Origin of the sequence: Kitasatospora sp. NPDC004723 (genome assembly GCF_040609255.1) — a bacterium.
In the GTDB taxonomy this organism is placed as follows: Bacteria; Actinomycetota; Actinomycetes; order Streptomycetales; family Streptomycetaceae; genus Kitasatospora.
Map to the genome: position 1 here is coordinate 15,523 of NZ_JBEXJT010000062.1, position 26,871 is coordinate 42,393.

Sequence of the window (26,871 nt, forward strand, 5' to 3'; positions counted from 1 at the left end):
CTGCGTGGCGGACGCCGAGGGGCGCGCGGACACCTGGTCCGCGCGCCCTGTCACCAACCTCCGTGGTCAGTACAGCTAGTCCTGCGGCGTGAAGTACGAGACCAGCGCGGCGACGCCCGGCTCGACGTCCTTCCAGGAGCCGGAGAAGCTGAGCACCGCGATGGCGGCGGTCGGGAAGCCGCCGAGCCGCAGCCGCTCCAGCGCGTCCCGGTCGCCCTCGTCGCCGGCCAGCACCTGGGTCAGGCCGAGCACCCCCGGGTTGTGGCCGACCAGCACCAGGTCGGCGTGGTCGTCCGGGGTCTCCTGGAGGACGGCGATGATCTCCCCCGGGGTCGCCTCGTAGACCCGGTTCTCGTACACCGTGCGGCGCGAGCGCTTCGGCAGCTCGTGCGCGGCGAGCTTCCAGGTCTCCCGGGTGCGCAGGGCGTCGGAGCAGAGCACGTAGTCGGGGTTGATCCCGGAGTCGGCGAGCCAGCGTCCGGCCTCCGGGGCCTGGTGGCGGCCCCGGTCGGCCAGCGGCCGCTCGTGGTCGTCGACGCCGTTCGGCCAGTCGGCCTTGGCATGGCGGAGAACGATGATCCTGCGGGGCGTGTCGGCGCTCATACCCAGCAAGCTTGGCAGAAAAGCCGGCCGGGAGCGCGATGCTGCCCGATGCCGCCACCGGACGGGGCGGGCGGTGCCATCATGCGGGGTTCACCCGGAGGTCGTCGTCCGGCCGACCCGGGTTTCCGGTCGGCCGGGATCACGGCCGGTCCGGGTTCCGGTCAGCCCAGGTTCTGGGCGACGGTCGCGACGATGATCAGCAGCACGACGATGCCACCGATGATCGCGGCGATCTGGCCGAGCTTCTTGTGGCCGTCGGTGGGGTTCGGTTCGAGAACGGGCATGCCCGGATTCTCCCATCCCGGACACGCCCGTCCACCACCGACCCCGGTCGGGCCGGGCCGGCCGTCAGGCCGCCGCCGCGACCTGGGCCGGGACCGCCTCGTCCTCGATGTGCCGGGCCCGGGCCGCCCGCAGGCCGAACAGCATCTGGGGCACCAGCAGCACCGCCAGGAAGCCGAGCGGCAGGTACCACTCGCCGGTCGCCTGGTAGAGCCGGCCGATCAGGATCGGACCGGGGATCGAGATCAGGTAGCCGACGCCCTGGGCGAAGGCGGACAGCTGGGCCACGCCGCCGGCCGACCGGGCGCGCAGGCCGATCAGGGTCAGCACCAGCGGGAAGGCGCAGTTGGACAGGCCCACCAGGACCGCCCACAGCCACGGCGCGGCGGCGGGGGCGAACGCCAGGCCCAGGTAGCCGGCGATGCCGAAGGCCGCCAGCACCACCACGAACAGCCGCTGGTCACCGCGGCGGGCGGCCAGGTTGGGCAGCACGAAGGAGACCGGCACGCCGATCACCATGGTCAGCGCCAGCAGCACGCCGGAGGTGCCCTCGGAGATGCCGGAGTCCTGGAAGATCTTCGGCAGCCAGCCCATCACCACGTAGGCGCCGGTCGCCTGGCAGCCGAAGAAGCAGGCCAGCGCCCAGGCGGTGCGGCTGCGGGTGATCGGCAGCTTCGTCCCGGCGCCCCGGCCGTCCGACGGCCCGCCGCCCTGCGTGCGGCGGGTGAGCAGCACCGGGACCCAGAGCAGCAGGGCGAGGGCGCCGAGCGCGGCCCACACCCCGAGGCCGACCCGCCAGTCGCCGCCGAGCGCGCTGGTCAGCGGGACGGCGACGGCCGCGGCCAGCGCGGTGCCGCCGGACAGCGCCATCGAGTACAGGCCGATCATCGGCCCGACCTTGTCCGGGAAGTACCGCTTGATCACCACCGGGAGCAGCACGTTGGCGACCGCGACACCGGCCAGCGCGAGCGCGGTCAGCAGCAGGAAGACGGCGGTGTTGCCGGCGAAGGAGCGGGCCAGCACGCCGGCGGTGATCGCGCCCATGCCCGCGGTGACCACGGCGACCGGGCCGAGCCGGCGGGCCAGGCCGGGCGCGGCGAAGCCGAACAGGGCGAAGCAGAGCGAGGGGACGGCGGTGAGCAGGCCGGCCACCGTCGGGCTCATCCCGAGGTCGGCGCGGACCTGGTCGAGCATCGGCCCGAGGCTGGTGACCACGGGGCGGAGGTTGAACGCGGCGGCGGCGATCGCGAGGGCGAAGAGCCAGCCGACGGAGCTGCGGCCGGTCGGGGCGGGCCGCTCGGTCTGCGGCCGGCCCCCGGCGCGGGGGGAGGCGGTGGCGGGGTCTGCGGTGTCTGCTGCGGACGACATGCGAGTCATCATAGAATGATGGGATGAATTAGTGCATCCGTGAATTGGCATGATGGCCCGACCCATCCGACCCAAGGAGTCCTTGTGGCGCTGTCCTCGCCGAGGCGCACCCCGCTGTCCGACCAGGTGATCTCCCAGCTGCGTGCCCAGATCACCTCCGGCGAATGGCCGGTCGGCTCGCGCATCCCGACCGAGGCCGCCCTCGTCGAACAGCTCGGTGTGGCGAGGAACACGGTCCGCGAGGCCGTCCGCGCGCTCGCCCACAACGGGCTGCTGGACATCCGCCAGGGCTCCGGCACCTACGTCCTGGCCACCAGCGAGCTCGCCGGCGTGATGCACCGCCGCTTCGCCGACGCCGAACGCGCCCAGGTCGCCGAGCTGCGGGCCACCCTGGAGACCTCCGCCGCCGGCCTCGCCGCCACTCGCCGCACCGAGCGCGACCTCGTGCTCATCGACGCCGCGCTCGCCCGCCGCGAGGACGCCTGGCGCGCGGGCGACGCCGAGGACTTCGTCCAGGCCGATGCCGCCTTCCACCAGGCCGTCGTCGCCGCCGCCCACAACGACGTGCTCGCCGCCCTCTACGCGGACCTCGGCGAGGTCACCCGGGCCCATCTGCGCCACGACGTCGGCCCCGAACTCATCGCCGAGCGCTACCTCGGACACGACAAGATCGTCGACGCCATCCGCGCCCGCGACGCCCAGCGCGCCTCGCACGAGGCCGGCCGCGCCATCGGCCGCTGCAACGACCCCGAGGCCTGACCCCGCCCGCCCCCCCCCGGAGGACGGCCTCACGCCTTGCCGGAGGCCCGATTTGGCGTGCTAACGTCCCGTGAAAATTCGCGGACGGCCGTACTCCGGTCAGGTGTGCACACAACGGGGAGAACTGATGGCGGATCCGGACCTGAAACTGGGCCAGGGACCGGGCGGGGGGCCGACCAAGGTGTCGACGCCGGCCCTCGACAAGGCGGCCACCGCGCTGGACGGCATCGCCAACGACAGCACCGCGGCCGGCAAGGGGGCCGACGAGTCGACCGAGGCGGCGGCCGGGAAGCTGAGCGGCTGGGACACCGCGGCGGCGCTGCGCGGCGCGGTCAAGGAGTGGCACGAGCAGGTGTCGCAGCTCAACGGCCGGCTCAACCAGGAGGCCGGGATGATGCGCCAGACCCACACCAACTACCTGAACGTCGAGCAGGGCATCGCCACGTCGTTCACCGGGAAGGCGTGAACCGATGAGCCTGCTCGGTTACGAGGACGTCATGAAGGCCGACCCGTCCGCGATGGCCAAGGCCGCCGCCGACTGGACCGAGATGGCCGGGAAGTACCTGCAGATCCAGCACCGGCTGGAGACCGAGGTGCTCTCGGTCACCGGCAACCAGGGCCTGTGGATGGGCTCCACCGCGTTCGCCGCCAACATGCACGTGAGCGCGACCCGCCAGCAGAGCGTCGACGCGCAGACCGAGGCCAAGGCCGTCGCCTCGATCATCACCGACGCCAAGAACGACTTCGAGGCGGCGCAGAAGAAGCTGAAGCAGGCCGTCGCCGGCGCCCAGGCCGACGGCATGAAGGTGACCGGCACCGGCGCCGTGATGTTCGACGTCGGCGCGCTCGACCCGGCCACCAAGCAGGAGTACCGCCACGACCGGGACTACCAGCAGGAGCGCAGCGAGGCCGCCGGGAAGTGGGCGCAGCAGATCAAGATCGCCCTGGAGGAGGCGACCGCCGCCGACCAGCGGGCCGCCCTCCAGCTGCGCCGCGCCGCCAAGGTCGGCGACCCGACCAACCAGTTCAACGGCCAGGCCGCCGGCGGCGGCGACGAGGCGGACGGCAAGCGGGCCGCCGAGCTCGCCGCCCGGATCAAGGACGGCAAGACCCTCACCCCGGAGGAGCTCGCCGAGCTCAACAACCTGATGAAGGCCAACTCCGGCAGCCCGGTCTACGGCCAGACCCTGCTCAACGCGCTCGGCCCGGAGGGCACCCTGCTGCTCGCCGACGAGCTGGAGCTGCGGCTCAACGACCGGGACGGCAAGAATAAGGGCGAGTACGGCGAGCTGCAGACCAACCTCGCCAACACCATCGCCGGCGCCACCCGGGACAGCAACAGCAAGTTCTACCAGGACTTCCGCAAGGGCCTGCAGGAAGCCGGCGTCAAGAACATCAACGAGCGCCACTTCGGCGGCGGCGCCGAGCCGATCTACGGCTACCAGACGCTGGCCACGCTGCTCCAGCACGGCAACGCCGGGTACGGCAAGGAGTTCCTGAACGACCTCGGCACCGACATCCTGAGCGCCGAGCGCGGCGACAAGAACCGCTGGGGCATGCACCAGTTCAACGGCCCGCGCCCGGACCTGGTGTACGACCCCGTGGACGGCGTGCTCAAGCTGATGGGCCAGAACCCGGACGCCGCCACGATGTTCCTGGACCCCAAGTCGCCCGGCGCCGACGACCGCCTCAAGTACCTGCTGCGCGACCGCACGTGGCCCACCACGTTCACCAACACCCTGTACGGCCCGCCGATCCAGGACAAGGCCACCCACCAGGAGGGCCTGGCCGCCGCCCTGGAGGCCGCCGCCACCGGCGACGTCCCTGGCGAGGGCACCCACAAGGGAGGCCCGCACACCCCCGCCCAGGCCCGCGTCATGGAGGGCGTGATCTCGGCCCTGGACGGGGACGGCAAGGGCAGCGAGATCCACGACGATCTGAAGATGCCGCTCGCCAACGCCCTGTCGGACTACGTCGACGACACCCACAAGATCCTCAGCGACCACGTCAGCAGCGGCGGCGGCGGGGTCAAGGAGGTGAACGGCGAGGGCCACATCGACGGCGGCGCCGACAGCCTGGTCCGCGTCCTGCGCGGCGTCTCGGACGAGCCCGAGGCCTACGCGCTGCTCTACAGCGCCGAGCGGGCCAAGGCCGCCGAGGTCATCGGCGGCCTGCCGGCCGACCCGCGCGCGGACCGCGACGCGGTCGACGTCCCGGCCCAGCGCGTCGGCACCGCGCTCGGCGCCTACGACGCCATCCGCTCGGACGTCATCCTGGACAACAAGGACGACCGGATGGAGTGGGCCGACAAGACCAGCTCGTTCGCCTCCTCGATGAACGGCACCGTGACCGGGTTCATCCCGGAGGTCGGCGACATCGCGGGCACGCTCGTCGACATGGGCATCGAGAAGTGGGCGGACGACGTCAAGAAGGACGCCCAGGACGCCGGCAACAAGGCGTCCTCCGACCACCACTTCGCGGCCCTGAACCAGAGCAAGGAGATGTCCCTCGGCTGGGGCCGCGCCAACGGCTACACCACGGACGCCCGGGCCGACCTCGTCTACTCCAACATCGAGAACGGCCACACCAACGGGCACGCCAACGCGATGAGCGCGCTCGGACGGAACGGTCAGCAGTGAGGCTCTCCCGACGCACCTGGGCGGTCCTCGCCGGCGTGCTCGTCCTCGCCCTCGGCGCGGGCGGCTTCGCCGCGTGGCGGTACACCGGCCTGTTCCTCCCGGACCGGCTCTGCGACGGCGCCGTCGCGACCGGGGACGTCCGGGCGGTGCTGGGCGGCGGCCGGCTGGAGGTCGTCCGCAGCGAGCGGTCGAAGGACCGTGAGCGGCCGGAGGGCAGCTGCGTGATCGAGGCCCGCGACGGCGCCGACCTCACCCTGCGCACCCACGGCGTCAAGGTCGCCGACCGGCGCAGCCAGGTCGATCCGGGGATGTCGCAGCCGGACCGGGGCCCGATCGGCGCCTTCGCCAACGACACCGGCTGGCTGGTGCTGCCGGCGGGCTGCCGCAAGCCCGCCGACGGTGCGTCGGAGGACTTCCCCGACCGGGACGCCGACGTCCTCAGCGCGGACGTGCGCCACCGCGGCGAGGGCGGGGTCCGCCGGCAGGACGACCCGGCCCGGGAGACCCCGGACCAGCCGACCCGGGAGGCCCTCGCCCGGCTCGCCGGCGACTTCGGCTCGGCGGTCGCCGGCTCCTCCGGCTGCGGCGCCGCCGACGCGCCGGACATGCACCTCACCGCCGCCGGCCCGGCCGCCGTGCCCGCCGCCGACGGGCGGCTCTGCGGCCTGCCGGGCGTCGGGACCGGGAAGGACCTGCCGGAGCCGGCCCAGCGGGTCAGCGACCCGGCGGCGCCGCTGCAGTCCTGCTGGGTCTACAGCGGGACCATGGCGGAGCCGGCGATCCGCTTCACCGCCACCGCCGACACCCGCTACCCGGCCTTCGCCGCCGGGCGCAAGGAACTGACGGCGCCGCTGCCGGCCGGCTGGCGGGGCACCGGCTCGTACAGCGCCGTCCACGCGCCGTGCGGCGAGGACGATCTGTTCCTCCAGCTGTCCGGGCGCGGCGACCTCGTCGACCCCGTGGACCCCGCCGGTTACGGCACGCCGCTGTTCACCTCCTGGGCGAACGCGGTGGCGGGGCAGCGCGGCTGCGAGCCGATCGCCCCGAAGTGACCCGGCACCGGAACGCCGCTGCCCGGCACCGCTCCTCGTCGGGAGGGGTGCCGGGCAGCGGCGTGTGCGAGGGGCGTCAGGCGCCGATGGCGTGCAGGCCGCCGTCGACGTGGACGATCTCGCCGGTGGTCTTCGGGAACCAGTCCGACAGCAGGGCGACGACGCCGCGGCCGGCCGGCTCCGGGTCGCTCAGGTCCCACTTCAGCGGGGAGCGGGTGTCCCAGGTGGCGGCCAGGTCGGGGAAGCCCGGGATGGACTTGGCGGCCATCGAGGCCAGCGGGCCGGCCGAGACCAGGTTGCAGCGGATGTCCCGCTCGCCCAGGTAGCGGGCCAGGTAGCGGTTGGTCGACTCCAGGGCGGCCTTGGCCGGGCCCATCCAGTCGTACTGCGGCCAGGCGTACTGCGCGTCGAAGGTGAGGCCGACGACCGCGCCGCCGTCCTGCATCAGCGGCAGCAGCGCCATGGTCAGCGACTTCAGCGAGAACGCCGAGACGTGCATGGCGGTGGCCACGGACTCCCACGGCGTGTTCAGGAAGTTGCCGCCCAGGGCGTCCTGCGGGGCGAAGCCGATCGAGTGGACGATGCCGTCCAGGCTCGGCAGGTGCTCACGCACCTGGTCGGCGATGCCGGCCAGCTGCTCCTCGCTGGAGACGTCCAGCTCCAGGACCTTGACCGGGTTCGGCAGCTTCTTGGCGATGCGCTCGGTCAGGCTCGGCCGCGGGAAGGCGGTCAGGATGACCTCGGCGCCCTGCTCCTGGGCCAGCTTGGCGGTGTGGAAGGCGATGGAGGACTCCATCAGCACACCGGTGATCAGGATGCGCTTGCCCTCGAGGATTCCGCTCATGTCAGTGACCCATGCCCAATCCGCCGTCGACGGGAATGACGGCTCCGGTAATGTACGCGGCCTCGTCCGAACCGAGGAACCGCACGGTGGAAGCGACCTCGGCGGGCGCCGCGTAACGGCCCAGCGGCACGTCGGCGACGATCTCCGCGCGGCGCTCGTCGCTGAGCACCGCGGTCATGTCGGTGTCCACGAAGCCGGGAGCGACCACGTTGACGGTGATGTTGCGCGGGCCCAGCTCGCGGGCCAGCGAACGGGCGAAGCCGACCAGGCCGGCCTTGGACGCGGCGTAGTTGGACTGGCCCGGGGAGCCGGAGAGGCCGACGACCGAGGAGATCAGCACGATCCTGCCCTTACGGGCACGCATCATCAGCTTGGACGCGCGCTTCACGACCCGGAAGGTGCCCGTGAGGTTGGTGTCCAGGACGGAGGTGAAGGCCTCCTCCGACATCCGCAGCAGCAGGGTGTCGTTGGTGATCCCGGCGTTGGCGACCAGCACCTCGACGGCGCCGTGCGCGGCCTCGACCTCGGTCAGGGCCGCGTCCACCTGGGCGCTGTCGGTGATGTCGCAGCGCACCGCGAGCACGTCGAACTTGGCCAGCTGCTCGGGGACCTCACCCGACCGGCTGGTGATGGCGACCTTGTCGCCCGCCTCGGCGAAGGCCTGGGCGATCGCGAGGCCGATGCCCCGGTTGCCTCCGGTGACGAGAACCGAGCGGCTCAACGATCCACCTCTCTCCCTTGTGTGCGCACGCCGTGATGCCCGCGCACCACTTCGTGATGTCCACGTACATCGCAACGAGTACGCAGTGTGACGCTATCGGTCGGCCCGGCGCGGCGGCGAATCGGTCTCCGACAGCGCCGCAGCGACGGAACTGTCAGTACCCGACAATTCACGTCCAACCGGTTTTCACGCGATTCGCCCACCGGTCCGCACCGGATTGTCGTGTCCACTGAGCGGCCCGTCCGGGAACCCCGCGACGGTGCACGCCCGTTGTGCCCCCTGGTGCGGCACGACGCCGGGGCCGCCGCACCGGGGCCGACGGCGGCCCGCAGCCGGACAGCCGGCCCCGGTGACGAGCGGAGGCGGAACGCGGAATGAGCGAGGCACGGGTCGGGACCACCCACCGACGCGGACGACTGGCGGCCCTGGCCGCGCTGGCGGTCGGCGCCGGAGCGGTCGCCTGGGCGCTGCGCGACCTCCCGGCGGCATTCGGCCGCCGGCCGGACGGCGAGCGGGAGGAGCGGCTGCGCAACTCCCCGCAGTACCGCGACGGCGTCTTCCACAACGCGCCCTCCGAGCTGGCCCGGACGGCCGCGGCGTCCGGCATCGACCCGGAGACGGTGCGCCGGGTGCTGTTCCAGCGCGCCGGCCGCACCCCGAACGGCGCGGTGCCCGTCGTCCGCCCGGCCGACGCCGCCGGTACGGCCGCCGAGGGCGTGGCGGTCACCTGGTACGGGCACGCCTCCGCGCTGGTCGAGATCGAGGGCTCCCGGGTGCTGCTCGACCCGATCTGGAGCGAGCGCTGCTCCCCCGCCGCGCAGGTCGGCCCGCGCCGGCTGCACCCGGTGCCGGTGGAACTGGAGGAGCTGCCGCAGGTCGACGCGGTGCTCATCTCGCACGACCACTACGACCACCTGGACATGGCGACGGTCCGGCGGCTGGTGCGCAGTCAGTCCGCGCCGTTCGCGGTGCCGCTCGGCATCGGCGCCCACCTGCGCCGCTGGGGCGTGCCCGAGCACCGGATCATCGAGCTGGACTGGGACGAGACCTGCACCCTCGGCGACCTGGCGCTCACCCTGACCGCCGCCCACCACTTCTCCGGCCGCGGCCTGACCCGCAACACCACCCTGTGGGGGTCCTGGGTCGTCGCCGGGCCGAGCCGCAAGGTCTACTACACCGGCGACTCCGGCTACTTCGAGGGCTACGCGCGGATCGGCGCCGAGCACGGCCCGTTCGACGCCGCGCTGGTCCAGGTCGGCGCCTACGACCCGGCCTGGGCGGACATCCACATGACGCCCGAGGACGCCGTCCGCGCCCACCGCGAGCTCAACGCCGAGCTGCTGCTCCCGGTGCACTGGTGCACCTTCAACCTGGGCCTGCACCCGTGGGCCGAGCCCGTCGAGCGGCTGCTGGTGGCGGCCAAGGAGCACGGCGTGCGGCTGGCCGTCCCGCGCCCCGGCGAGCGGGTCGACGTCGACAACCCGCCGGAGCTGGAGGGCTGGTGGGAGGGCATCGGGTAGCCGGCCGCCGCACCGGAAATACGCTGGCCGAAAGCCCCTTGGCGGGAAATGATGCGGTTCGGGCGCCCCTGTCGGTACCGGGGCGCCGCACCGCCGTCCGCCCGACCAGGGAGCCCGATTGCCTCCGCTGCCCCCGACCGCCACGCCCCCGTCCCACGGCGGCGTCCCGCGCGCCGTCGACCCGCTGTTCCTCGGCTACCCGCTGACCGCCCTCGCCGACGCCGCCCTCGCCCGGGCCCGTGAACTCGGCGCCGGGCACGCGGACTTCCGCCTGGAGCGGGTCCGCAGCGCCTCCTGGCGGCTGCGCGACGCCCGCCCGGCCGGCACCTCCGACAGCGTCCAGCTCGGCTTCGCCGTGCGGGTGCTGCTCGACGGCGCCTGGGGCTTCGCCGCCGGGGTCGACCTCACCCCGGACGCGGCGGCCCGGGTGGCCGAGCAGGCCGTCGCGGTGGCCCGGCTGTCCGGCGGGATCAGCCGGGCGGCGGGCTCGGCGGAGCGCGTCGAGCTGGCCGACGAGCCGGTGCACCGGGACGCCACCTGGGTCTCCGCGTACGAGGTCAACCCCTTCGAGGTGCCGGACGCCGAGAAGACCGCGCTGCTCTCCGAGTGGAGCGCCCGGCTGCTGGCCGCCGAGGGCGTCTCGCACGTCTCGGCGACCCTGCTGACCGTCCAGGAGAACAAGTTCTACGCGGACACCGCCGGCACCGTCACCACCCAGCAGCGGATCCGGCTGCACCCGGTGCTGGAGGCCAGCTCGGTGGACGGGCGGACCGGCGCGTTCGACTCGATGCGCACCCTGGCCCCGCCGGCCGGGCGCGGCTGGGAATATCTGACGGGGGCGCGGGGGTCGTCCCCCGGTGGACAGAGCCTGACCGGCACCGGCTGGGACTGGGACGCCGAGCTCGCCGCGCTGCCCGTCCACCTGGCCGAGAAGATGAAGGCGCCGAGCGTCCGGCCGGGCCGCTACGACCTGGTGATCGACCCGTCCAACCTCTGGCTGACCATCCACGAGTCGATCGGCCACGCCACCGAACTGGACCGCGCCCTCGGCTACGAGGCCGCCTACGCGGGCACCTCCTTCGCCACCTTCGACCGGCTCGGCTCGCTGAAGTACGGCTCCGAGCTGATGCACGTCACCGGCGACCGCACCGCCGAGCACGGCCTGTCCACCGTCGGCTACGACGACGAGGGGGTGGCCGCGCAGTCCTGGGACCTCGTCAAGGACGGCGTCCTGGTCGGCTACCAGCTCGACCGCGCGATGGCCGGGCTCAAGGGCTTCGGGCGCTCCAACGGCTGCGCCTTCGCCGACTCCCCCGCCCACGTCCCGGTGCAGCGGATGGCCAACGTCTCGCTCCAGCCGGTCGCCGGCGGCCCGTCCACCGAGGGCCTGTTCGCGGGCGTCGAGAACGGCCTCTACATCGTCGGCGACCGTTCGTGGTCGATCGACATGCAGAGGTACAACTTCCAGTTCACCGGGCAGCGGGCCTACGCCATCAAGAACGGCGAACTCGCCGGCCAGGTGAAGGACTTCGCCTACCAGGCCACCACCACCGACTTCTGGGGCTCGATGGCGGCCGTCGGCGGCCCGCAGACCTATGTGCTCGGCGGGGCCTTCAACTGCGGCAAGGCGCAGCCCGGCCAGGTCGCCGCCGTCAGCCACGGCTGCCCCTCGGCGCTCTTCCGCAACGTCAACGTGCTCAACACCCAGCAGGAGGCGGGTCACTGATGACCGCGACGACGCAGCCCCACGAACTCGTCGAGCTGGCGCTCGGCCTCTCCCGCGCCGACGGCTGCGTGGTGATCGCCGACGAGGAGTCGAGCGCCAACCTGCGCTGGGCCGGCAACGCGCTCACCACCAACGGCGTCACCCGGGGCCGGCGGCTGACCGTGATCGCCACGGTGGCCGGCGCCGAGGGCACCGCCTCCGGCGTGGTCTCCCGCGAGGCCGTCGAACCCCAGGAGGTGGCCGAGCTGGTCCGGGCCGCCGAGGAGGCCGCCCGCGCGGCCGGCCCGGCCGAGGACGCGCAGCCGCTGGTCACCGTCGCCGAGCAGCCGAACTCGCCGCACTTCACCGAGCCGCCCGGGGAGACCTCGATCGAGGTGTTCGCGGAGTTCGGACCGGCCCTCGGCCGGGCCTTCGCCCGCGCCGCCGAGCAGGGCGAGCTGCTGTACGGCTTCGCCCGGCACGAGCTGGTCACCAGCTACCTGGGCAGCTCCACCGGCCTGCGGCTGCGCCACGACCAGCCGGCCGGCACGGTCGAGCTGAACGCCAAGACCGCCGACCTGTCCGGCTCGGCCTGGACCGGCGCCGCCACCCGGGACTTCTCGGACGTGGACGTCACCGCCCTGCACGCCGAGGCGACCCGGCGGCTCGGCTGGGGCGAGCGCCGGATCGACCTGCCGGCCGGCCGCTACGAGACCCTGCTGCCGCCGTCCGCCGTCGCCGACCTCATGGTGTACCTGACCTGGTCGGCCGGCGGACGGGACGCCTTCGAGGGCCGCACCGTCTTCTCCCGGCCCGGTGGGGGCACCCGGATCGGCGACAAGCTGGCCGGGCTGCCGCTGACGCTGCGCTCCGACCCGCACGAGCCGGGCCTGGAGTCCGCGCCGTTCGCGCTGGTGCACGCCAGCGAGGACGAGTCCTCGGTGTTCGACAACGGCCTGCCGCTGACCGCGACCGACTGGATCCGCGACGGCGAGCTGACCGCCCTGGTCAGCAGCCGCCACGCGGCGGCGCTGGGCGGGCTGCCGGTGCGCCCGGCGATCGACAACCTCGTCCTGGAGACGGCCGACCAGGAGGCCGCGCCGACCCTGGAGGAGATGATCGCGCGCACCGAGCGCGGGCTGCTGCTCACCTGCCTCTGGTACATCCGCGAGGTGGACCCGGCGACCCTGCTGCTGACCGGTCTCACCCGGGACGGCGTCTACCTGGTGGAGAACGGCGAGGTGGTCGGCGCGGTCAACAACTTCCGCTTCAACGAGTCGCCGGTGGACCTGCTCGGCCGGATCACCGAGGTCGGCCGCACGGAGCGCTGCCTGCCGCGCGAGTGGAGCGACTGGTTCACCCGGACGGCGATGCCGCCGGTGCGGGTGCCGGGGTTCAACATGAGTTCGGTCAGCCAGGCCTCGTAGGGCCCGGCCGGGAGGAGGATCGAGAGGCGTGGACGAGAAGCGCACGGTCAGGACCAGCAAGATGCTGTCGCGCATCCTGCGGCACGACCCCGGCCGGGTCGGGGTCACCCTGGACCCGGCCGGCTGGGTCCGGGTGGACGTGCTGCTCGGCGCGCTGGCGGCCCGGGGCACCCGGCTGACCAGGGCCGAGCTGGACCACGTGGTGGCGACCAACAACAAGCGCCGCTTCGCCTACTCGCCGGACGGCCTCTCGATCCGCGCCAGCCAGGGGCACACGGTGGCGGTCGACCTCGGTCTGGCCGCCACCGAGCCCCCGCCGGTGCTGTTCCACGGCACCGCGACCCGGAGCCTGGCGGCGATCCTCCGGGAGGGCCTGCGCCCGATGGCCCGGCAGGACGTCCACCTGTCGGCGGACGTCGAGACCGCCACCCGGGTCGGCGCCCGGCACGGCCGGCCGGTGGTGCTCCTGGTCGACGCGGCCGCGATGGCCGAGGCGGGACACGAGTTCCGGGTGAGCGCCAACGGGGTCTGGCTGACGGACGCGGTGCCTCCGCAGTACCTCGCCCAGGGCCGATAGGCGTACGCACGCGGCCCCGGTCTCGTCGTCGCCCCGCTCCCGGCGTACGGTGAGGAGGCCGCGCGACGAGGCGCGCGGGTGCGCGGACGAAGGTGGTTTGGGACATGGGCAAGAGCCCCGACGGCGGGCAGGTCTACCGGATCACGGGAGCCCGCAGCAGCCTCAGCGAGGACGTCCGCGGCCGCCAGCGCCGCTACGTGGCCTCGATGCTGCTGCGGACCGTCTGCGTGCTGCTCGCGGTGGTGCTGTGGGACGTCCAGCGGTGGCTGGCGTTCGTGGCGCTGGCGGGCGGAGTGCTGCTGCCGTACTTCGCGGTGCTGCTCGCCAACGCGGGCCGGGAGAAGGCGCCGGGCCTGCCGTCCACCTTCGACGTACCGGCGACCACCCCGCTGATGCTGGGCCCCGGCGGCAGTGGGCCTCAGGGGGCGGATGTGACGCAGGGTGCTGATGGGGCCGGACGTGTGCCCACCGATTCTTCACAGAGCCGGAACTGAGCGTCCGTTTTGAGCTATTTTCCACCGATTGCCCAGGCGGAAAGCTCAAAAGAAGCTCAGATTAATCATGCAAGACCTCCCCATACCCACCCCGCCCCGTGACATACTGCGTACGCGCTCCGCATCCCCCGTCGGAGCGACGGACCGACGCCGGGCGGCTCCCCCCGTGGCTGCCCGGCGTCGCCATGTGCGCATGCCGGGGTGCGTGACAGACTGGCGGTGACGACCACCCCGCCGACCGCCCGAGGACGACCGCCGATGCTGCTCCCCGACGCCCCCCAGCCGCAGACCCCGATCTGCTCCGCGAAGGGCTGCCGCGCGGACGCCGTCTGGGAGTTGGTCTGGAACAACCCCAAGCTGCACACCCCGGACCGCCGCAAGACCTGGCTGGCCTGCGAGGAGCACCGCGAGCACCTCTCGCAGTTCCTCGGGGTGCGCGGCTTCCTCAAGGAGGTCCTGCCGTTCACCGGTCAGGGCGACGGGACCCCCGGGGCCTGAGCCCCGACCGACCCCGGACCGCGCCCCCGGACCGCGCCTCGGCCGGCCTCAGCCGCCGATGGCCGACATCGGACGCACCGGCTGGTGGAAGTCCGGCTGGTCGATGCCGGCGCCGGCCTTCTTGCCCCACATCGCCGCACGCCACAGCGCGGCCAGCTCGGCGTCGTCCGCGCCGGAGCGCAGGGCGGTGCGCAGATCGGTCTCACCGGTGGCGAAGAGGCAGTTGCGGACCTGACCGTCGGCGGTGAGCCGGGTGCGGTCGCAGGCGCGGCAGAACGGGCGGGTCACCGAGGCGATCACACCGACCCGGCCGGGGCCGCCGTCCACCACCCAGCGCTCGGCGGGCGCCGCACCGCGACGGCCCGAGGGCTCGGGGGTGAGGGTGAAGCGGGCGGACAGCCGCTCCAGGATCTCCTCGGCGGTGATCATCGCGGAGCGGTCCCAGCCGTGCTGGGCGTCCAGCGGCATCTGCTCGATGAACCGCAGCTCGTAGCCGCGCTCCAGGCACCAGGCGAGCAGGTCCGGCGCCTCGTGCTCGTTGACGCCGCGCATCAGCACCGCGTTGAGCTTCACCGGGACGAGCCCGGCGGCCTCGGCGGCGGCCAGGCCGGCCAGCACGTCGTGGTGGCGGCGGCGCCGGGTGAGGGTCTGGAAGGTGGACCCGTCAAGGGTGTCCAGCGAGACGTTGACCCGGTCCAGGCCGGCCGAGCGCAGCGCCGCCGCGGTGCGGGCGAGGCCGATGCCGTTGGTGGTGAGCGACAGCTCGGGGCGCGGGTCGAGGGCCGCGCAGGCCTCGACGATGCCGACCAGCCCGGGGCGCAGCAGCGGCTCCCCGCCGGTGAAGCGGACCTCCTGGACGCCGAGGTCGCGCACGGCGAGGGTCACCAGCCGGACGATCTCCTCGTCGGTGAGCAGCTCGGGCTTGGCCAGCCACTGCAGGCCCTCCTCGGGCATGCAGTAGGTGCAGCGCAGGTTGCACCGGTCGGTGAGGGAGACCCGCAGGTCGACGGCGCGGCGGCCGAAGGTGTCGAGCAGCACGGCGGTCCCTTCCCGAGTGAGGTGCCGCCAGGGCGGCCGGCCCGGCCTCCGTCACGGCGGGGCCGGGCCAGCTTAGTCACCGCCCGTCCGTCAGTGGGCGCCCAACCCGGTGAGCGAGCGCACCTCGAGTTCAGCGTACTTCGCCGGGTCGGCCCCGCGGCGGGAGAGCACGGTGCCGATCCAGCCGGCCAGGAAGCCGGCCGGGATGGAGACCAGGCCGGGGTTCTCCAGCGGGAACCAGTGGAAGTCGGAGTGCGGGAAGAGCGAGTTCTTCGCGCCCGAGACCACCGGGGAGAAGACCACCAGCACCACCGCGGTGACCAGGCCGGTGTAGACCGAGCTGACCGCGCCGGCGGTGTTGAAGCGCTTCCAGAACAGCGAGTACAGCAGGGTGGGCAGGTTCGCCGAGGCGGCCACCGCGAAGGCCAGGGCGACCAGGGCGGCGGTATTGAGCTTGTCGGCGAACAGGCTGAGCACGATCGCCACCGCGCCGATCCCGGCGGCCGCCCACTTGGCGACCCGCACCTCCTCGCGCTCGGAGACCTTGCCGCGCCGGAAGACGTTGACGTAGAGGTCGTGGGCGAAGGAGGCCGAGGAGGCGAGGGTCAGTCCGGCGACGACGGCGAGGATGGTGGCGAAGGCGACCGCGGAGATCACCGCGAGCAGCACCGCCCCGCCGGTGGTGCCCGCGCCGCCGCCGAGCTGTTCGGCGAGCTGCGGGGCGGCGGTGTTGCCGGCCGCGTTGGCGGCCTTGATCGCCTTGGGGCCGACCAGCGCGGCGGCGCCGAAGCCGAGCGCGAGGGTCATCAGGTAGAAGCCGCCGATGATGCCGATCGCCCAGAGCACCGACTTCCGGGCGGCCTTGGCGGTGGGCACGGTGTAGAAGCGGACCAGGATGTGCGGCAGGCCCGCGGTGCCGAGCACCAGGGCCAGGCCGAGGCTGAGGAAGTCGAGCTTGCTGGTGCCGGTGGCGCCGTACTTCAGCCCCGGTTCGAGGAAGGCGTCGGCCTTGCCGCTGGCGTCGGCGGCGGCGCCGAGCAGGGCGGAGAGGTTGAAGTGGTACTTGGCCAGCACCAGGACGGTCATCAGCGCGGTGCCGGCGATCAGCAGCACCGCCTTGACGATCTGCACCCAGGTGGTGCCCTTCATGCCGCCCATGGCGACGTAGAGGACCATCAGCGCGCCGACCGCGACGATCGTCCAGCGCTTGGCGCCGTCGCCGCTGACCCCGAGGAGCAGGGCGACCAGGCTGCCGGCGCCGACCATCTGGGCGAGCAGGTAGAAGATCGACACCACGATGGTGGAGATGCCGGCGGCGGTGCGCACCGGGCGCTGGCGCATCCGGAAGGCCAGCACGTCGGCCATGGTGTAGCGGCCGGAGTTGCGCAGCGGCTCGGCGACCAGCAGCAGTGCGACCAGCCAGGCGACCAGGAAGCCGATGGAGTAGAGGAAGCCGTCGTAGCCGAACAGCGCGATGGCGCCGGCGATGCCGAGGAAGGAGGCGGCGGACATGTAGTCGCCGGAGATGGCGAGGCCGTTCTGGAAGCCGGAGAAGGCCCGGCCGCCGGCGTAGAAGTCGGCGGCGTCCTTGGTCTGCCGGCCGGCCCAGACGGTGATGCCGAGGGTGGTGAGCACGAAGATCCCGAACAGGGTCATCGTGAGGCCGCGGTGGTCGGTGGCGGAGCTGGCGAGCAGGTTCATTCGGCGGCCTCCCGGGGCGCGTGGACGACCGCACCGCGCGCCTCGCGGATCGCGGCCGCGCCGGGGTCGATCCTCCGGTCGGCGTAGCGCGCGTACCAGGCGGCGATGGCGAAGGTCGTGGCGAACTGCATCAGCCCGAGCACCAGGGCGACGTTGACGTGCCCGACGACCTTGGTGCCCATCAGGGCGGGGGCGTAGCCGGAGAGCAGCACGTAGAGCAGGTACCAGAGCACGAAACCGATGGTGACCGGGAACGCGAAGTTCCGGAACGAGCGCCGGAGGGTTCGGAACTCCGCGCTCTCCTCGATGAGTTGGGTTTCGCTGGGGATGGTGTCGATCGGCGGCGATTCCACTCTGACTCCTCACTCCTTCGGCGTAGTGGTCGCATCAGTGGAAACGATCGAACGTGAGCGAAGTCACAGGTCCGATGCGCGCCGCGCAATGCTAGGAGGACGGGACGTCACCCGGAAGGGTTTGACAGTGTTCAGCCATTCGTTCGCTCTTTCGCAGCAGCCAATTGACCGAAAACCACCCGTCCGGGGTGCATCCGGGACATACCGAAGGGGTGGCCCCGGTCAACCGGAGCCACCCCTGGCGGTGCGTCAACAGCGGTGCGTCAGAAAGCCACCCGCACCTTCAGCGCCGATCGGTCGTCCATCGCCCGGTAGCCGTCCGGGACGCCGTCGAGGTCCACCGTGCGGTCGAAGACCAGGCCCGGCTCGATGGCGCCGGACAGGACGTCCGGCAGCAGCTCGGGGATGTACGCGCGGGCCGGCGCGACCCCGCCGTTGAGCGAGACGTTCCGGCCGAACATCTGACCGATGTCGACGCCGGCGCTGCCGCCGTGCGGCACGCCCACGTAGCCGACAGCGCCGCCGTCCCGGGCGATCGACACGGCGGTGCGCATCGACTCCTCGGTGCCGACCGCCTCCAGCACGGCGTGCGCGCCCTGCCCGCCGGTCAGCTCGCGGACCGCCTCGATCGCCGCCTCGCCGCGCTCGGCGACCACGTCGGTCGCGCCGAACCGGCGGGCCAGGTCGGTGCGCGCGGTGTGCCGGCCCAGCGCGATGATCCGCCCGGCGCCCAGCCGGTGGGCGGCCAGCACCCCGCACAGGCCCACCGCGCCGTCGCCGACCACCGCCACCGTGGCGCCCGGGCGCACCCGCGCCGAGACCGCCGCGTGGTGCCCGGTCGCCATCACGTCGGAGAGCGCCAGCAGCCCCGGCAGCAGCTTCTCGTCGCCCTGCGCCTCCTTGGGCAGCTTCACCAGGGTGCCGTCCGCGAACGGGACGCGCACCGCCTCGCCCTGCCCGCCGTCCGAGCCGACCTGGCCCCAGAAGCCGCCGTGCGGGCAGGAGGTCTGCAGCCCCTCGCGACAGAAGTCACACGTGCCGTCCGACCAGACGAACGGCGCCACCACCAGGTCGCCCGGCCGCACGCCCCGCACCTCGGCGCCGGCCTCCTCCACCACCCCGAGGAACTCGTGCCCGATCCGCTGCCCGGCCACCCGTGCGGCGACCCCGCGGTACGCCCACAGGTCGCTGCCGCAGATGCAGGCGTTCACCACCCGCACCACCACGTCGGTCGGCTGCTGGACCACCGGGTCCGGCACCTCCTCGATCCGGATGTCGTTGGGACCGTGGATGACCGTGGCGCGCATGGGGGTTCGTCCTTACCAGAGGTGCCCGCACCGGTACCGCGGGCGACCGGAGAACAATCGACCGGATGTACGACGACTGCACCGTCCACTCTATTCCGACCGGTCCCGGCCGACCCTCCGGACGACCCCCGCCACCGGCGAACCGCCGTCCGCGGTCACCGGCGGGCCTTATCCTGTTGGACCATGTACGCGATCCAGCCCGAGACCCCCGGCGCAGCACCCCGGACCGCCGCGGTCCCGGCCCAGCGCTCCGCCGCCCCCGCCGGCGGCTACGCGGTGGTGGACGTCGAGACCACCGGCCTCGGCCGCACGGACCGCGTCATCTCCGCCGGCGTCTACCGGCTGGACGCGGACGGCGACGTCGTCGACCACTGGTACACCCTGGTCAACCCGGAGCGCGACCCCGGCCCGGTCTGGATCCACGGCCTCACCGGCGACCAGCTGGCCGGCGCGCCCACCTTCCCGCAAATCGCCGACGAGTTCGCCGAGCGGCTGCGCGGCCGGGTGATGGTCGCCCACAACGCGCTCTTCGACTGGAACATGATCTCCCGCGAGTTCTCCCGGGCCGGCCTGCACGCCCCGGTCGAGCAGCGGCTGTGCACCATGGTGCTGGCCCGCGACCTGCGGCTGCCGCTGCCCAACGGCAAGCTGTCCTCGCTGGCCGCCTACTTCGGCGTCCACCAGCGGCAGGCGCACAACGCGCTGGACGACGCCCGGGTGCTCGCCGAGGCGTTCCGCCCCAGCCTCCACCTGGCCCGCTCGGGGGGCGTCCCGCTGCCGCTGCAGTCCTGCGTGGCCGTCACCGACCTCGGCGAGGACGCGCCCGCCTCCCCGGGCCGCGCCTCCTGGACCGGCGCCGCGTACCGGCAGGCCAAGAAGCGCCCGCCGTGCCCGTACCCGAACCCCGGGCGCTGGGAGGACGGCAAGCCGCTGGTGCAGGGCATGCGGGTGGCGTTCACCGGCGACACCGCCACCGACCGCGAGCTGCTGGAGGACCGCGCCGTCGAGGCCGGACTGCACATCGCCACCTCGGTGAGCCGGCTCACCAGCCTGCTGGTCACCAACGAGCCGGACAGCTGGAGCGGCAAGGCCCGCAAGGCCCGCGAGGTCGGCACACCGGTGGTCGGCGAGGACGCCTTCCTCCAACTGCTGCGCGAGGTCGCCCCGCACCCCGGTGGGTGAGCCGGTGGTGAGCAGGGCGTACGGTGCCCATGTGTACCGTTTTCTGCTCTCCCGGCGCTGGCTGATCACCCTGCTGATCGCCCTGCTGCTGATCCCCACGACCATCCGGCTGGGGTTCTGGCAGTTGCACCGCCACGAGGCGCGGGTGGACCGCAACCAGCTGATCGCCCGGTCCCTCACCGCCGAGCCCGTGCCGTTCGACACCCTGTCGGCCGCGCCCGGCTTCACCGTGCCCAAGGACCTCACCTGGCGCCCCGTGACGGCCACCGGACAGTACGACCCGGCGCACGAGTTCGTGGTCCGCAAGCGGACCGACTCCAGCGGGGACAAGATCGGCTACTTCGTGGTCACCCCGCTGGTGCTCGCCGACGGCAGGGGGAGCGTGCTGGTCAACCGCGGCTGGGTGCCCTCCGGCACCTCCGCCGCCGAGTACCCGGCCGTCCCGGCGGCACCGGCCGGCCAGGTCACCCTGACCGGCCGGCTGCGCGCCGACGAGGCCGCCTCCGGCAGCATCAAGGACCGGGCCGGCCTGCCGGACCGGCAGTTCACCCTGATCAGCAGCACCCAGCAGACCAAGGAGAACGGCGCCGCCCTGCTCGGCGGCTACCTGGAGCTCACCGCCACCGAGCCGGCCCCGGCCGAGCAGCCCGAGCTGCTCCCCGAGCCCAACCACTCCGACATCGGCCCGCACATGGCGTACGCGATCCAGTGGTGGCTGTTCACCGCGCTGATCCCGGTCGGGTTCGCGGTGATGGCGCGCCGGGAGGCCAAGGACCGCCGCAAGGAGGCCGCCGAGGCCGAGGGCGTGGCGGTCGCCGTCCCCGCCTGATCCCCTCCCCGGGAACCCTCCCCGGGGGGACCGTCAGAGCACGTCGTCCAGGTCGCGCAGCAGCCGGGCCTTGGCCCGGGCCCCGACCACCGACTTCACCGGCTCGCCACCGCGGAACACCATCAGCGTCGGCATGGACAGCACCCCGTACGCCGCCTGGGTCTGCGGATTGTGGTCGACGTCCAGGCTGACCACCGTCAGCCGGTGCGCCTCCTCCCGGGCCAGCTCGGCCAGCACCGGCGCCATCTGCCGGCACGGCGGGCACCAGTCCGCCGTGAAGTCCACCAGTACCGGCCCTTCGGCCGCCAGCACCTCGGCGGCGAAGGTCTCGTCCGTCACCGCCGCCACCCCTGCGATCTGCACCATGGCCTACCTCTCCCACTCGTCCCGGTCGTGGACCGCGGCTGCGGCCCACTCGCACTGCGGCGGCTCCGCGGCGGCCCCCGCGGCGAGCGCGTCGCGCTCCCGCTCGGCCCGGGCGTACTGCTCGGAGACCCGGGTCCTGACCTCCTGGAGCCGGGCGATGCACTCGTCCAGCTCGGACAGCTTCTTCCGGTAGACCTCCAGCGAGGCCGGGCAGGAGTCGCCGTGCGGATGACCCGCCTGCAGGCACTCGACGAACGGCCTGGTCTCCTCCAGGCCGAAGCCGAAGTCCTGCAGGGTGCGGATCTGCCGCAGCAGCCGCAGGTCCGCCTCCCCGTAGGCGCGGTACCCGTTGCCGGCCCGCCGGGCGGGCAGCAGCCCGAGCTGCTCGTAGTACCGCAGTGCCCGGGTGGTCGTCCCCGCCCGCTTCGCCAGTTCACCGATCCGCATGTCCGGACCCTGCCCTTCCGGCAGCCGTTCGAACGCCGCCGGGAACGACGGTAGACCTTGACGCGCACGTCAACGCCAGCGCCGACGCACCGGGCCGGCCGAGCCGGGCGCGCCGCGCGGGGGCCGCTGCGCACCGCCGGGGCCGACGCGGCAGGATGACTCCATGGATCTTGGACTGCAGGACAAGGTGTACGTGGTCACCGGCGCGACCCGGGGCCTGGGCCTGGCCACCGCCCGTGAGCTCGCCGCCGACGGCGCCCGGGTGCTGGTCACCGGCCGCAAGCCGGAGGCCGTGGAGGCGGCCGTCGCCGAGCTCGCCGCCCTCGGCGGCGGAGCGGAGGCGGTGCACGGGCTGGTGGCCGACAACGGCGACCCGGCGACCGCCGAGCGGCTGGTCGCGACGGCCGTCGAGCGGTTCGGCCGGCTGGACGGCGTGCTGATCAGCGTCGGCGGGCCGCAGGCCGGCCCGGTCGCCACCGCCCCCGAGGAGGCCTGGCGGGACGCCTTCGAGTCGGTCTTCCTGGGCGCCCTGCGGATCGCCCGCGCCGCCGCCGCGGAGCTCGGCGAGGGCGGCGTGATCGGCTTCGTGCTCTCCGGCTCGGTCCGCCAGCCCATCGCGGGCCTCGGCATCTCCAACGGTCTGCGCCCGGGCCTGGCGATGGCCGCCAAGTCGCTCGCCGACGAACTCGGCCCGCGCGGCATCCGGGTGGTCGGCCTGCTGCCGGCCCGGATCGACACCGACCGGGTGCGCGAGCTCGACGCCCTCGGCGGCGACGTCGAGGCCGCCCGCGCCCGGCACAGCGCCGACATCCCGCTCGGCCGCTACGGCACCCCCGAGGAGTTCGGCAAGGTCGCCGCCTTCCTGCTCTCCCCCGCCGCCTCCTACCTCACCGGGGTGATGGTCCCGGTGGACGGCGGCGCACTGCGCGGCCTCTGAGCGGCGCCGGGCGGCGTCAGACCACCCGCGGCTGCCGGCCGCGGCGACGGCGGCGCCGCCCGGTGACCTCCGGGCGGGCCGCGATCACCCGGATCCGCAGGTCGGCGGGCAGGTCCGGCAGCCCCAGACTGGTCAGCGCCCCGGCGCGCGGGCCGGTCTCGAAGTGCTCGGCGAGCGCGGCCGGATCACCGCCCGGGGTCATCCGGACGGCCGCCCGCAGCCGCGGGTGCCGCGCTCCGCGCACCAGCCGGACGCCCACCCGCTCGACCTCCGGCAGCTCGACGGCGCCGCTCTCCACCGCCTCCTCCAGCGCCCTGGTGCGCAGCCGCAGCCGCAGGCCCGGCGCCCCCGGCGTCGGCAGCGCCACGGTCGTCGGACCGCTGCGACGCAGCTGGGCCACCAGCCACCAGGCGGTGCCCGCGGCCACCACCGCCAGCCCGGTGATCACCACCGGCCACCACCACGCGGAGCCGGCCCACCGGGTGCGCGAGCTCGCGCTCAGCACCGGCTGGTCGGGCGAGGTGAGCGGCCACCAGGACGGCGGGTCGACGCCGAGGTGCCCGTAGAGGTCGAGCCCGCCGGCCAGCACCAGCGCCCCGGCCGCCAGCAGCACCAGCCCGACCACGCCCAGCAGCAGCCGGTTCACCGTTCCCCGGTTCACCCGGTGCCCCCGTCCGCCGCGGCGTCCGCCGTCGGCTTCGCCCGTCCGCGGCGGCCGGCCGTCCGCACCTCCAGCCGCAGCGGCCGGGCCAGGGTGACCGCCGCCAGCTCCTCGCGCAGCCGGCGCTGCACCGAGGCCGGGTCGGCGGGGCCGACGAGCCTGATCCGCACCCGGCGCCGGCTGACCCGCACCCGCAGGTGCTCGACGCCCGGCAGCCCGGCGGCCCGGTCGGCCAGCAGGGCCGCCACCCCGGAGCGGTCGATCACCGCCGCGGTGTCCCCGTGCGGGCGCAGCGGCAGCCAGCGGCCGAGACCGGGCGCGAGGGCGAGCCACAGCAGCCAACCGCCGAGCAGCACGCCCGCGCCGGCGCCGAGCAGCACGGCCAGGTCGTCCAGGTGCCGGGTGGCGAGCTCCTCGGCCAGCTCCGCCCGCCACTGCCGGGCCCGGTGCCCGGTCCGGACGGCGATCACGTCGTACAGCAGCGCCCCGGCCGCCACCAGCAGCACGGTGGCCACCACCGCGGCCGCCGTGGTCCGCAGCGCCCGTGGCCGCCGCACCTTCCCCACCCCCGGCTCGGAGCCGCCCTCCCCCGCGCTCACCGCGCCCCCTCCGCCACCGCCCCGGCCCGCGCCCTCACCGGGCGGCCTCCGCCACCAGGCGCTCGACCACCACCACGACCTCGCCCACCCGGGCACCGGTCAGGGTGCGGATGTCGGCGGCGACGCGGTCGCGGACGGCGCGGGCGAGGGCGGCGAGGTCGGCCGGGAAGGGGAGGTCGGCGGAGACCCGGACGGTGACGGGGGTGCCCGGGGTGGCGGGGCCGGTGACCGAGACCTTCGGCGGGCCGCCGCGCACGGTCCGGCCGTGCCAGGCGTCGGCGAGCGCCTCGCGGGCGGCGCGGGCGGCGATCCGGGCGTAGACGCGGTCGGCGATCCGCAGCCGGCCACGGGCACCGGGTTCCCGGTGGGCGGGCGCCGGGGCGAGGGCCGCCATCAGCGGCGCCGGTCGCGGCCGCGCAGCAGGTCGCCGAGCTCGCCGGGTTCGATGTCGCCCTCCAGCAGCCGGCCGACCACGAATCCGACCACCCCGAGCGCCGCCACCAGCAGAAACGCCGCGAAGCCGCCGAAGTACCCCGCGAACCCGAGGGCCATGCCCACCACCAGGCCGACGATGGCCAGGCTCATCCGTTCCACCTCGTCTTCCACCGCCGCCGACTGTTCTTCCCGGCTACTTCAGCTTGGGCCGCTGCCCGGAGGAGGGCTCCTCCTCTTCCTCCTCCTCGACGTCGGGCTCGTCGGGCAGGTGGACGTCGTTGACGGCGATGTTGACCTCGACGACTTCCAGTCCGGTCATCCGCTCGACCGCGTCGATGATGTTCTCCCGCACCTGACGGGCGAGTTCGGGGATGACGACGCCGTACTCGACGACCAGCGCGATGTCGATGGCGGTCTGCTTCTCCCCCACCTCGGCCTTGATGCCGCGCCCGACGCTGCCGCGCCCGCCGGGGACCCGGTCCCGCATCGCGCCGAAGGTGCGGGCGAGGCCGGAGCCGAGGGCGTGGATGCCGCTGACCTCGCGCGCGGCCATCCCGGCGATCTTCTCGACCACGCCGACCGCCAGGGCGGTGCGGCCGCGCTCGCCGACCGCGTGCCCGGCCTCCGAACTCGCCGGGGAGGCGGGGGCGGCGGCGTGGGCGTGCGGGGCGTTCTTGTGCAGGGTGGCGGGCGTCGGAGTGTCAGGCATGGCTCATCTCCCGTCGTGCGGCTCCAGCTATATCGCAAATCGCTCCAACTCTGGCATTTCGCCACGAATCCCGCCCCCGGAGCAGCCGGAAGGCCCGAACGCCGGGAGGCCCGGCCCGGTGGGTGCTCCCCACGGGACCGGGCCTCCCGGCGCGGCGGCGGGCGGTCAGTCGCCGAGGCCGGCAAGGTCGCGCAGCCGGCGGGCCTGCGCCGCCCGTTCGGCCGAACGCTGCTCGTCGTAGGAGCGGCCGGCGGCGCCCTGCAGCAGCGCCTTGGTCTCGATGACCGCGTTGCGCGGGGCGGCGAGCAGGGCGGCGGCGAGGTCGCGGGCGGCGGCGTCCAGCTCGGCGGCCGGGACGGCGAGGTTGGCCAGGCCGATCGCGGTGGCCTCCTCGGCGCCGACCCAGCGGCCGGTGGCGCAGATCTCCAGTGCCCTGGCGTAGCCGACGAGTTCGGTCAGCGGCTTGGTGCCGGCGAGGTCGGGGACGAGGCCGAGCGAGGTCTCCTTCATGGAGAACTGGACGTCCTCGGCGACCACCCGCAGGTCACAGCCGAGGGCGAGCTGGAAACCGGCGCCGACGGCGTGGCCCTGGACGGCGGCCACGGTGAGCACGTCGGGGCGGCGCCACCAGGTGAAGGCCTCCTGGTAGCCGGCGATGGTCTCGTCGAGCTCCTTGTCGCCGGCGGCGGCCAGCTGGAGGAAGCTGGGCTCGCCGGGGATGCCCTCGGGGGTGAACATCGCGCGGTCGAGGCCGGCGGAGAAGGAGACGCCCTCGGCGCGGAGCAGCACCACCCGGACGGTTCCGGGCAGCTCGCGCCCGATGGCGGTGAGGGCGCGCCACAGGGCGGGCGACTGGGCGTTTCGCCGCTTGGGCTGACAGAGGGTGACGACGGCGAGTTCGCCGTCGATCTCCAGGCGGACGCCGTCCTGCTCCCGGTGCGGGGTCTGCGGATCGGTGGCGGGAGCGGTCATGCGGGAACCTCCGGTGGCGAGGGTGCTTGGCTACCGGAGAGTAACAAAACTGGCGGCGCGACGGCAGGGGGTGGCCGCCGGACACCTCGCGGCGACGGGCGGCCGGGTCTGCGCGCGGTCGCGACATGACGATCGGCGGCCGGTTCGCCCGGGCCGGGGGCGGACGATCAACGGTCGTCCCCCCGGTCGGCGCCCTGCCGCCGAGTCATCCGTCCAGTGGATTGACGGAGCGTCAGGAACCAGCTCCAGCAGGAGCTTTGTTCTTGCCCCGCGTGGCACCGCCACGGCCCCGGAGAATCACCCCGGACTCGCTCAGCATGCGGTGCACGAAGCCGTAGGAACGACCGGTCTCCTCCGCGAGGGCACGAATGCTCGCCCCGGAGTCGTACTTCCTCTTGAGATCGGCCGCGAGCTTCTCACGCGCGGCACCGGTCACCCGGCTGCCCTTTTTCAGAGTCTCGGCCACCCGTGCCTCCTCGTAGCGTTGCTCGGTCAGATTCCCATGATCACCCATCCACCGCGTCCTGGCCACCCATTCGACAAGGTCCATGTCCGCAACGGGCGGTCCTGCGGTGGTGATCCGAGCGCACAAGGGCGCTCACGCTGAGTGCACGCCCCCGGGGACGCACCGCCGTTCGACGCGAAAGGGCTGATCAGCAGCGTGGGTCCGGCCACGATCGGGTGGTGGGCCGACGGAAGCTCCTCAAACGGAATGCAGGACCTCTTCATTCCCGGACACGCCGAAAGGACTAGTTTTTCTGGCCCAAAAATCGGAGGGCACGTCTACGGCCGGCCGGCCTGATCGTGCTCTCCCGGAGGCCCGGTCGTCCGTACGGACGACCGGGC

Annotated in this window: 31 protein-coding genes; 13 read left to right on the forward strand and 18 right to left on the reverse strand. The window is 73.8% G+C overall.

Annotation, left to right across the window (positions count from 1 at the left end; translation table 11 throughout):
- Positions 1-75: 75 nt before the first annotated feature.
- The 3 genes from ABZW10_RS35270 to ABZW10_RS35280 all read right to left on the reverse strand — a co-directional run bounded on the left by ABZW10_RS35270 (position 76) and on the right by ABZW10_RS35280 (position 2,253).
- Positions 76-603, reverse strand: coding sequence for a histidine phosphatase family protein (locus ABZW10_RS35270; RefSeq protein ID WP_355374602.1), 528 nt, complete (start codon positions 601-603; stop codon positions 76-78).
- Between the two features lie 161 nt (positions 604-764).
- Complete coding sequence (locus ABZW10_RS35275) at positions 765-887, reverse strand: SGM_5486 family transporter-associated protein (protein ID WP_355374605.1); 123 nt, start codon at positions 885-887, stop codon at positions 765-767.
- Between the two features lie 64 nt (positions 888-951).
- The gene (locus ABZW10_RS35280; protein WP_355374608.1) at positions 952-2,253 is read right to left on the reverse strand and encodes an MFS transporter; all 1,302 of its coding nucleotides are present in this window, start codon (positions 2,251-2,253) and stop codon (positions 952-954) included.
- An 84-nt stretch (positions 2,254-2,337) separates the two neighbouring features.
- Here ABZW10_RS35280 and ABZW10_RS35285 point away from each other — a divergent pair, with 84 nt between their 5' ends.
- From ABZW10_RS35285 to ABZW10_RS35300, 4 genes are all read left to right on the forward strand, one after another.
- Positions 2,338-3,012, forward strand: coding sequence for a FadR/GntR family transcriptional regulator (locus tag ABZW10_RS35285; protein WP_355374611.1), 675 nt, complete (start codon positions 2,338-2,340; stop codon positions 3,010-3,012).
- Between the two features lie 127 nt (positions 3,013-3,139).
- Positions 3,140-3,478 carry a hypothetical protein gene (locus ABZW10_RS35290; RefSeq protein WP_355374614.1) on the forward strand — a complete coding sequence of 113 codons (339 nt, stop codon included), beginning with the start codon at positions 3,140-3,142 and terminating at the stop codon, positions 3,476-3,478.
- A 4-nt stretch (positions 3,479-3,482) separates the two neighbouring features.
- Complete coding sequence (locus tag ABZW10_RS35295) at positions 3,483-5,651, forward strand: DUF6571 family protein (RefSeq protein WP_355374616.1); 2,169 nt, start codon at positions 3,483-3,485, stop codon at positions 5,649-5,651.
- The gene (locus tag ABZW10_RS35300; protein ID WP_355374619.1) at positions 5,648-6,703 is read left to right on the forward strand and encodes a hypothetical protein; all 1,056 of its coding nucleotides are present in this window, start codon (positions 5,648-5,650) and stop codon (positions 6,701-6,703) included. The genes ABZW10_RS35295 and ABZW10_RS35300 overlap by 4 nt, the downstream gene beginning before the upstream one ends.
- A gap of 76 nt (positions 6,704-6,779) precedes the next feature.
- Here the strand turns inward: ABZW10_RS35300 and fabI are convergent, their stop codons facing one another.
- Both fabI and fabG read right to left on the reverse strand, forming a co-directional pair.
- A complete protein-coding gene (fabI, locus tag ABZW10_RS35305) occupies positions 6,780-7,547 on the reverse strand; it encodes an enoyl-ACP reductase FabI (protein WP_355374622.1) in 768 nt (255 codons plus the stop codon).
- A 1-nt stretch (position 7,548) separates the two neighbouring features.
- Complete coding sequence (gene fabG, locus ABZW10_RS35310; protein WP_355374625.1) at positions 7,549-8,268, reverse strand: 3-oxoacyl-[acyl-carrier-protein] reductase; 720 nt, start codon at positions 8,266-8,268, stop codon at positions 7,549-7,551.
- Positions 8,269-8,642: 374 nt separating this feature from the next.
- Between fabG and ABZW10_RS35315 the strand changes: the two genes are divergently transcribed.
- The 6 genes from ABZW10_RS35315 (at position 8,643) to ABZW10_RS35340 (ending at position 14,489) form a co-directional block, all read left to right on the forward strand.
- On the forward strand, positions 8,643-9,788 hold the full coding sequence (locus ABZW10_RS35315; protein ID WP_355374628.1) for an MBL fold metallo-hydrolase: 1,146 nt from the start codon (positions 8,643-8,645) through the stop codon (positions 9,786-9,788).
- A 184-nt stretch (positions 9,789-9,972) separates the two neighbouring features.
- Positions 9,973-11,514 carry a TldD/PmbA family protein gene (locus ABZW10_RS35320; protein WP_355374688.1) on the forward strand — a complete coding sequence of 514 codons (1,542 nt, stop codon included), beginning with the start codon at positions 9,973-9,975 and terminating at the stop codon, positions 11,512-11,514.
- Entirely contained in the window at positions 11,511-12,920 is a 1,410-nt protein-coding gene (locus ABZW10_RS35325; protein WP_355374691.1) for a metallopeptidase TldD-related protein, read from the forward strand. The genes ABZW10_RS35320 and ABZW10_RS35325 overlap by 4 nt, the downstream gene beginning before the upstream one ends.
- 28 nt (positions 12,921-12,948) lie before the next feature.
- Entirely contained in the window at positions 12,949-13,497 is a 549-nt protein-coding gene (locus tag ABZW10_RS35330) for an RNA 2'-phosphotransferase (RefSeq protein WP_355374631.1), read from the forward strand.
- A 104-nt stretch (positions 13,498-13,601) separates the two neighbouring features.
- Complete coding sequence (locus ABZW10_RS35335; protein WP_355374634.1) at positions 13,602-13,991, forward strand: DUF3099 domain-containing protein; 390 nt, start codon at positions 13,602-13,604, stop codon at positions 13,989-13,991.
- A gap of 258 nt (positions 13,992-14,249) precedes the next feature.
- Complete coding sequence (locus ABZW10_RS35340) at positions 14,250-14,489, forward strand: hypothetical protein (protein WP_355374636.1); 240 nt, start codon at positions 14,250-14,252, stop codon at positions 14,487-14,489.
- Positions 14,490-14,537: 48 nt separating this feature from the next.
- On the opposite strand, the gene moaA is transcribed toward ABZW10_RS35340, so the two are convergent.
- From moaA to ABZW10_RS35360, 4 genes are all read right to left on the reverse strand, one after another.
- Entirely contained in the window at positions 14,538-15,527 is a 990-nt protein-coding gene (gene moaA, locus ABZW10_RS35345) for a GTP 3',8-cyclase MoaA (protein ID WP_355374639.1), read from the reverse strand.
- A 90-nt stretch (positions 15,528-15,617) separates the two neighbouring features.
- Positions 15,618-17,228 carry a cation acetate symporter gene (locus ABZW10_RS35350; RefSeq protein WP_355374641.1) on the reverse strand — a complete coding sequence of 537 codons (1,611 nt, stop codon included), beginning with the start codon at positions 17,226-17,228 and terminating at the stop codon, positions 15,618-15,620.
- Entirely contained in the window at positions 17,225-17,581 is a 357-nt protein-coding gene (locus ABZW10_RS35355; RefSeq protein ID WP_355374644.1) for a DUF485 domain-containing protein, read from the reverse strand. Before ABZW10_RS35355 ends, ABZW10_RS35350 begins: the two co-directional genes overlap by 4 nt.
- 263 nt (positions 17,582-17,844) lie before the next feature.
- A complete protein-coding gene (locus ABZW10_RS35360) occupies positions 17,845-18,888 on the reverse strand; it encodes a zinc-dependent alcohol dehydrogenase family protein (RefSeq protein ID WP_355374647.1) in 1,044 nt (347 codons plus the stop codon).
- Between the two features lie 183 nt (positions 18,889-19,071).
- On the opposite strand from ABZW10_RS35360, the gene ABZW10_RS35365 reads away from it, so the two are divergent.
- Together ABZW10_RS35365 and ABZW10_RS35370 are read left to right on the forward strand one after the other, a co-directional pair.
- Positions 19,072-20,070: a DEDDh family exonuclease gene (locus ABZW10_RS35365; RefSeq protein ID WP_355374650.1), complete on the forward strand. Its 999-nt coding sequence runs from the start codon at positions 19,072-19,074 to the stop codon at positions 20,068-20,070.
- Positions 20,071-20,101: 31 nt separating this feature from the next.
- On the forward strand, positions 20,102-20,899 hold the full coding sequence (locus ABZW10_RS35370; RefSeq protein WP_355374653.1) for an SURF1 family protein: 798 nt from the start codon (positions 20,102-20,104) through the stop codon (positions 20,897-20,899).
- A 33-nt stretch (positions 20,900-20,932) separates the two neighbouring features.
- On the opposite strand, the gene trxA is transcribed toward ABZW10_RS35370, so the two are convergent.
- Together trxA and ABZW10_RS35380 are read right to left on the reverse strand one after the other, a co-directional pair.
- Entirely contained in the window at positions 20,933-21,265 is a 333-nt protein-coding gene (gene trxA / locus ABZW10_RS35375; protein WP_355374656.1) for a thioredoxin, read from the reverse strand.
- A 3-nt stretch (positions 21,266-21,268) separates the two neighbouring features.
- The gene (locus ABZW10_RS35380; RefSeq protein WP_355374659.1) at positions 21,269-21,712 is read right to left on the reverse strand and encodes a MerR family transcriptional regulator; all 444 of its coding nucleotides are present in this window, start codon (positions 21,710-21,712) and stop codon (positions 21,269-21,271) included.
- 163 nt (positions 21,713-21,875) lie between these two features.
- On the opposite strand from ABZW10_RS35380, the gene ABZW10_RS35385 reads away from it, so the two are divergent.
- Positions 21,876-22,649: an SDR family oxidoreductase gene (locus ABZW10_RS35385; protein ID WP_355374662.1), complete on the forward strand. Its 774-nt coding sequence runs from the start codon at positions 21,876-21,878 to the stop codon at positions 22,647-22,649.
- Positions 22,650-22,665: 16 nt separating this feature from the next.
- Here ABZW10_RS35385 and ABZW10_RS35390 read toward each other — a convergent pair whose 3' ends face one another.
- The 7 genes from ABZW10_RS35390 to ABZW10_RS35420 all read right to left on the reverse strand — a co-directional run bounded on the left by ABZW10_RS35390 (position 22,666) and on the right by ABZW10_RS35420 (position 26,491).
- Positions 22,666-23,310: an alkaline shock response membrane anchor protein AmaP gene (locus ABZW10_RS35390; RefSeq protein WP_355374664.1), complete on the reverse strand. Its 645-nt coding sequence runs from the start codon at positions 23,308-23,310 to the stop codon at positions 22,666-22,668.
- The gene (locus ABZW10_RS35395; RefSeq protein WP_355374667.1) at positions 23,307-23,909 is read right to left on the reverse strand and encodes a DUF6286 domain-containing protein; all 603 of its coding nucleotides are present in this window, start codon (positions 23,907-23,909) and stop codon (positions 23,307-23,309) included. Before ABZW10_RS35395 ends, ABZW10_RS35390 begins: the two co-directional genes overlap by 4 nt.
- Positions 23,910-23,943: 34 nt before the next feature.
- A complete protein-coding gene (locus tag ABZW10_RS35400) occupies positions 23,944-24,303 on the reverse strand; it encodes a hypothetical protein (protein WP_355374670.1) in 360 nt (119 codons plus the stop codon).
- Positions 24,303-24,494 (reverse strand): hypothetical protein, encoded by a 192-nt coding sequence (locus ABZW10_RS35405; RefSeq protein WP_355374673.1) that lies wholly within the window; start codon positions 24,492-24,494, stop codon positions 24,303-24,305. The genes ABZW10_RS35400 and ABZW10_RS35405 overlap by 1 nt, the downstream gene beginning before the upstream one ends.
- 43 nt (positions 24,495-24,537) lie before the next feature.
- Positions 24,538-25,053: an Asp23/Gls24 family envelope stress response protein gene (locus ABZW10_RS35410; protein WP_355374676.1), complete on the reverse strand. Its 516-nt coding sequence runs from the start codon at positions 25,051-25,053 to the stop codon at positions 24,538-24,540.
- A 165-nt stretch (positions 25,054-25,218) separates the two neighbouring features.
- Positions 25,219-26,025, reverse strand: coding sequence for an enoyl-CoA hydratase/isomerase family protein (locus ABZW10_RS35415; RefSeq protein WP_355374679.1), 807 nt, complete (start codon positions 26,023-26,025; stop codon positions 25,219-25,221).
- Between the two features lie 232 nt (positions 26,026-26,257).
- Complete coding sequence (locus ABZW10_RS35420; RefSeq protein WP_350548483.1) at positions 26,258-26,491, reverse strand: helix-turn-helix domain-containing protein; 234 nt, start codon at positions 26,489-26,491, stop codon at positions 26,258-26,260.
- Positions 26,492-26,871: the final 380 nt, after the last annotated feature.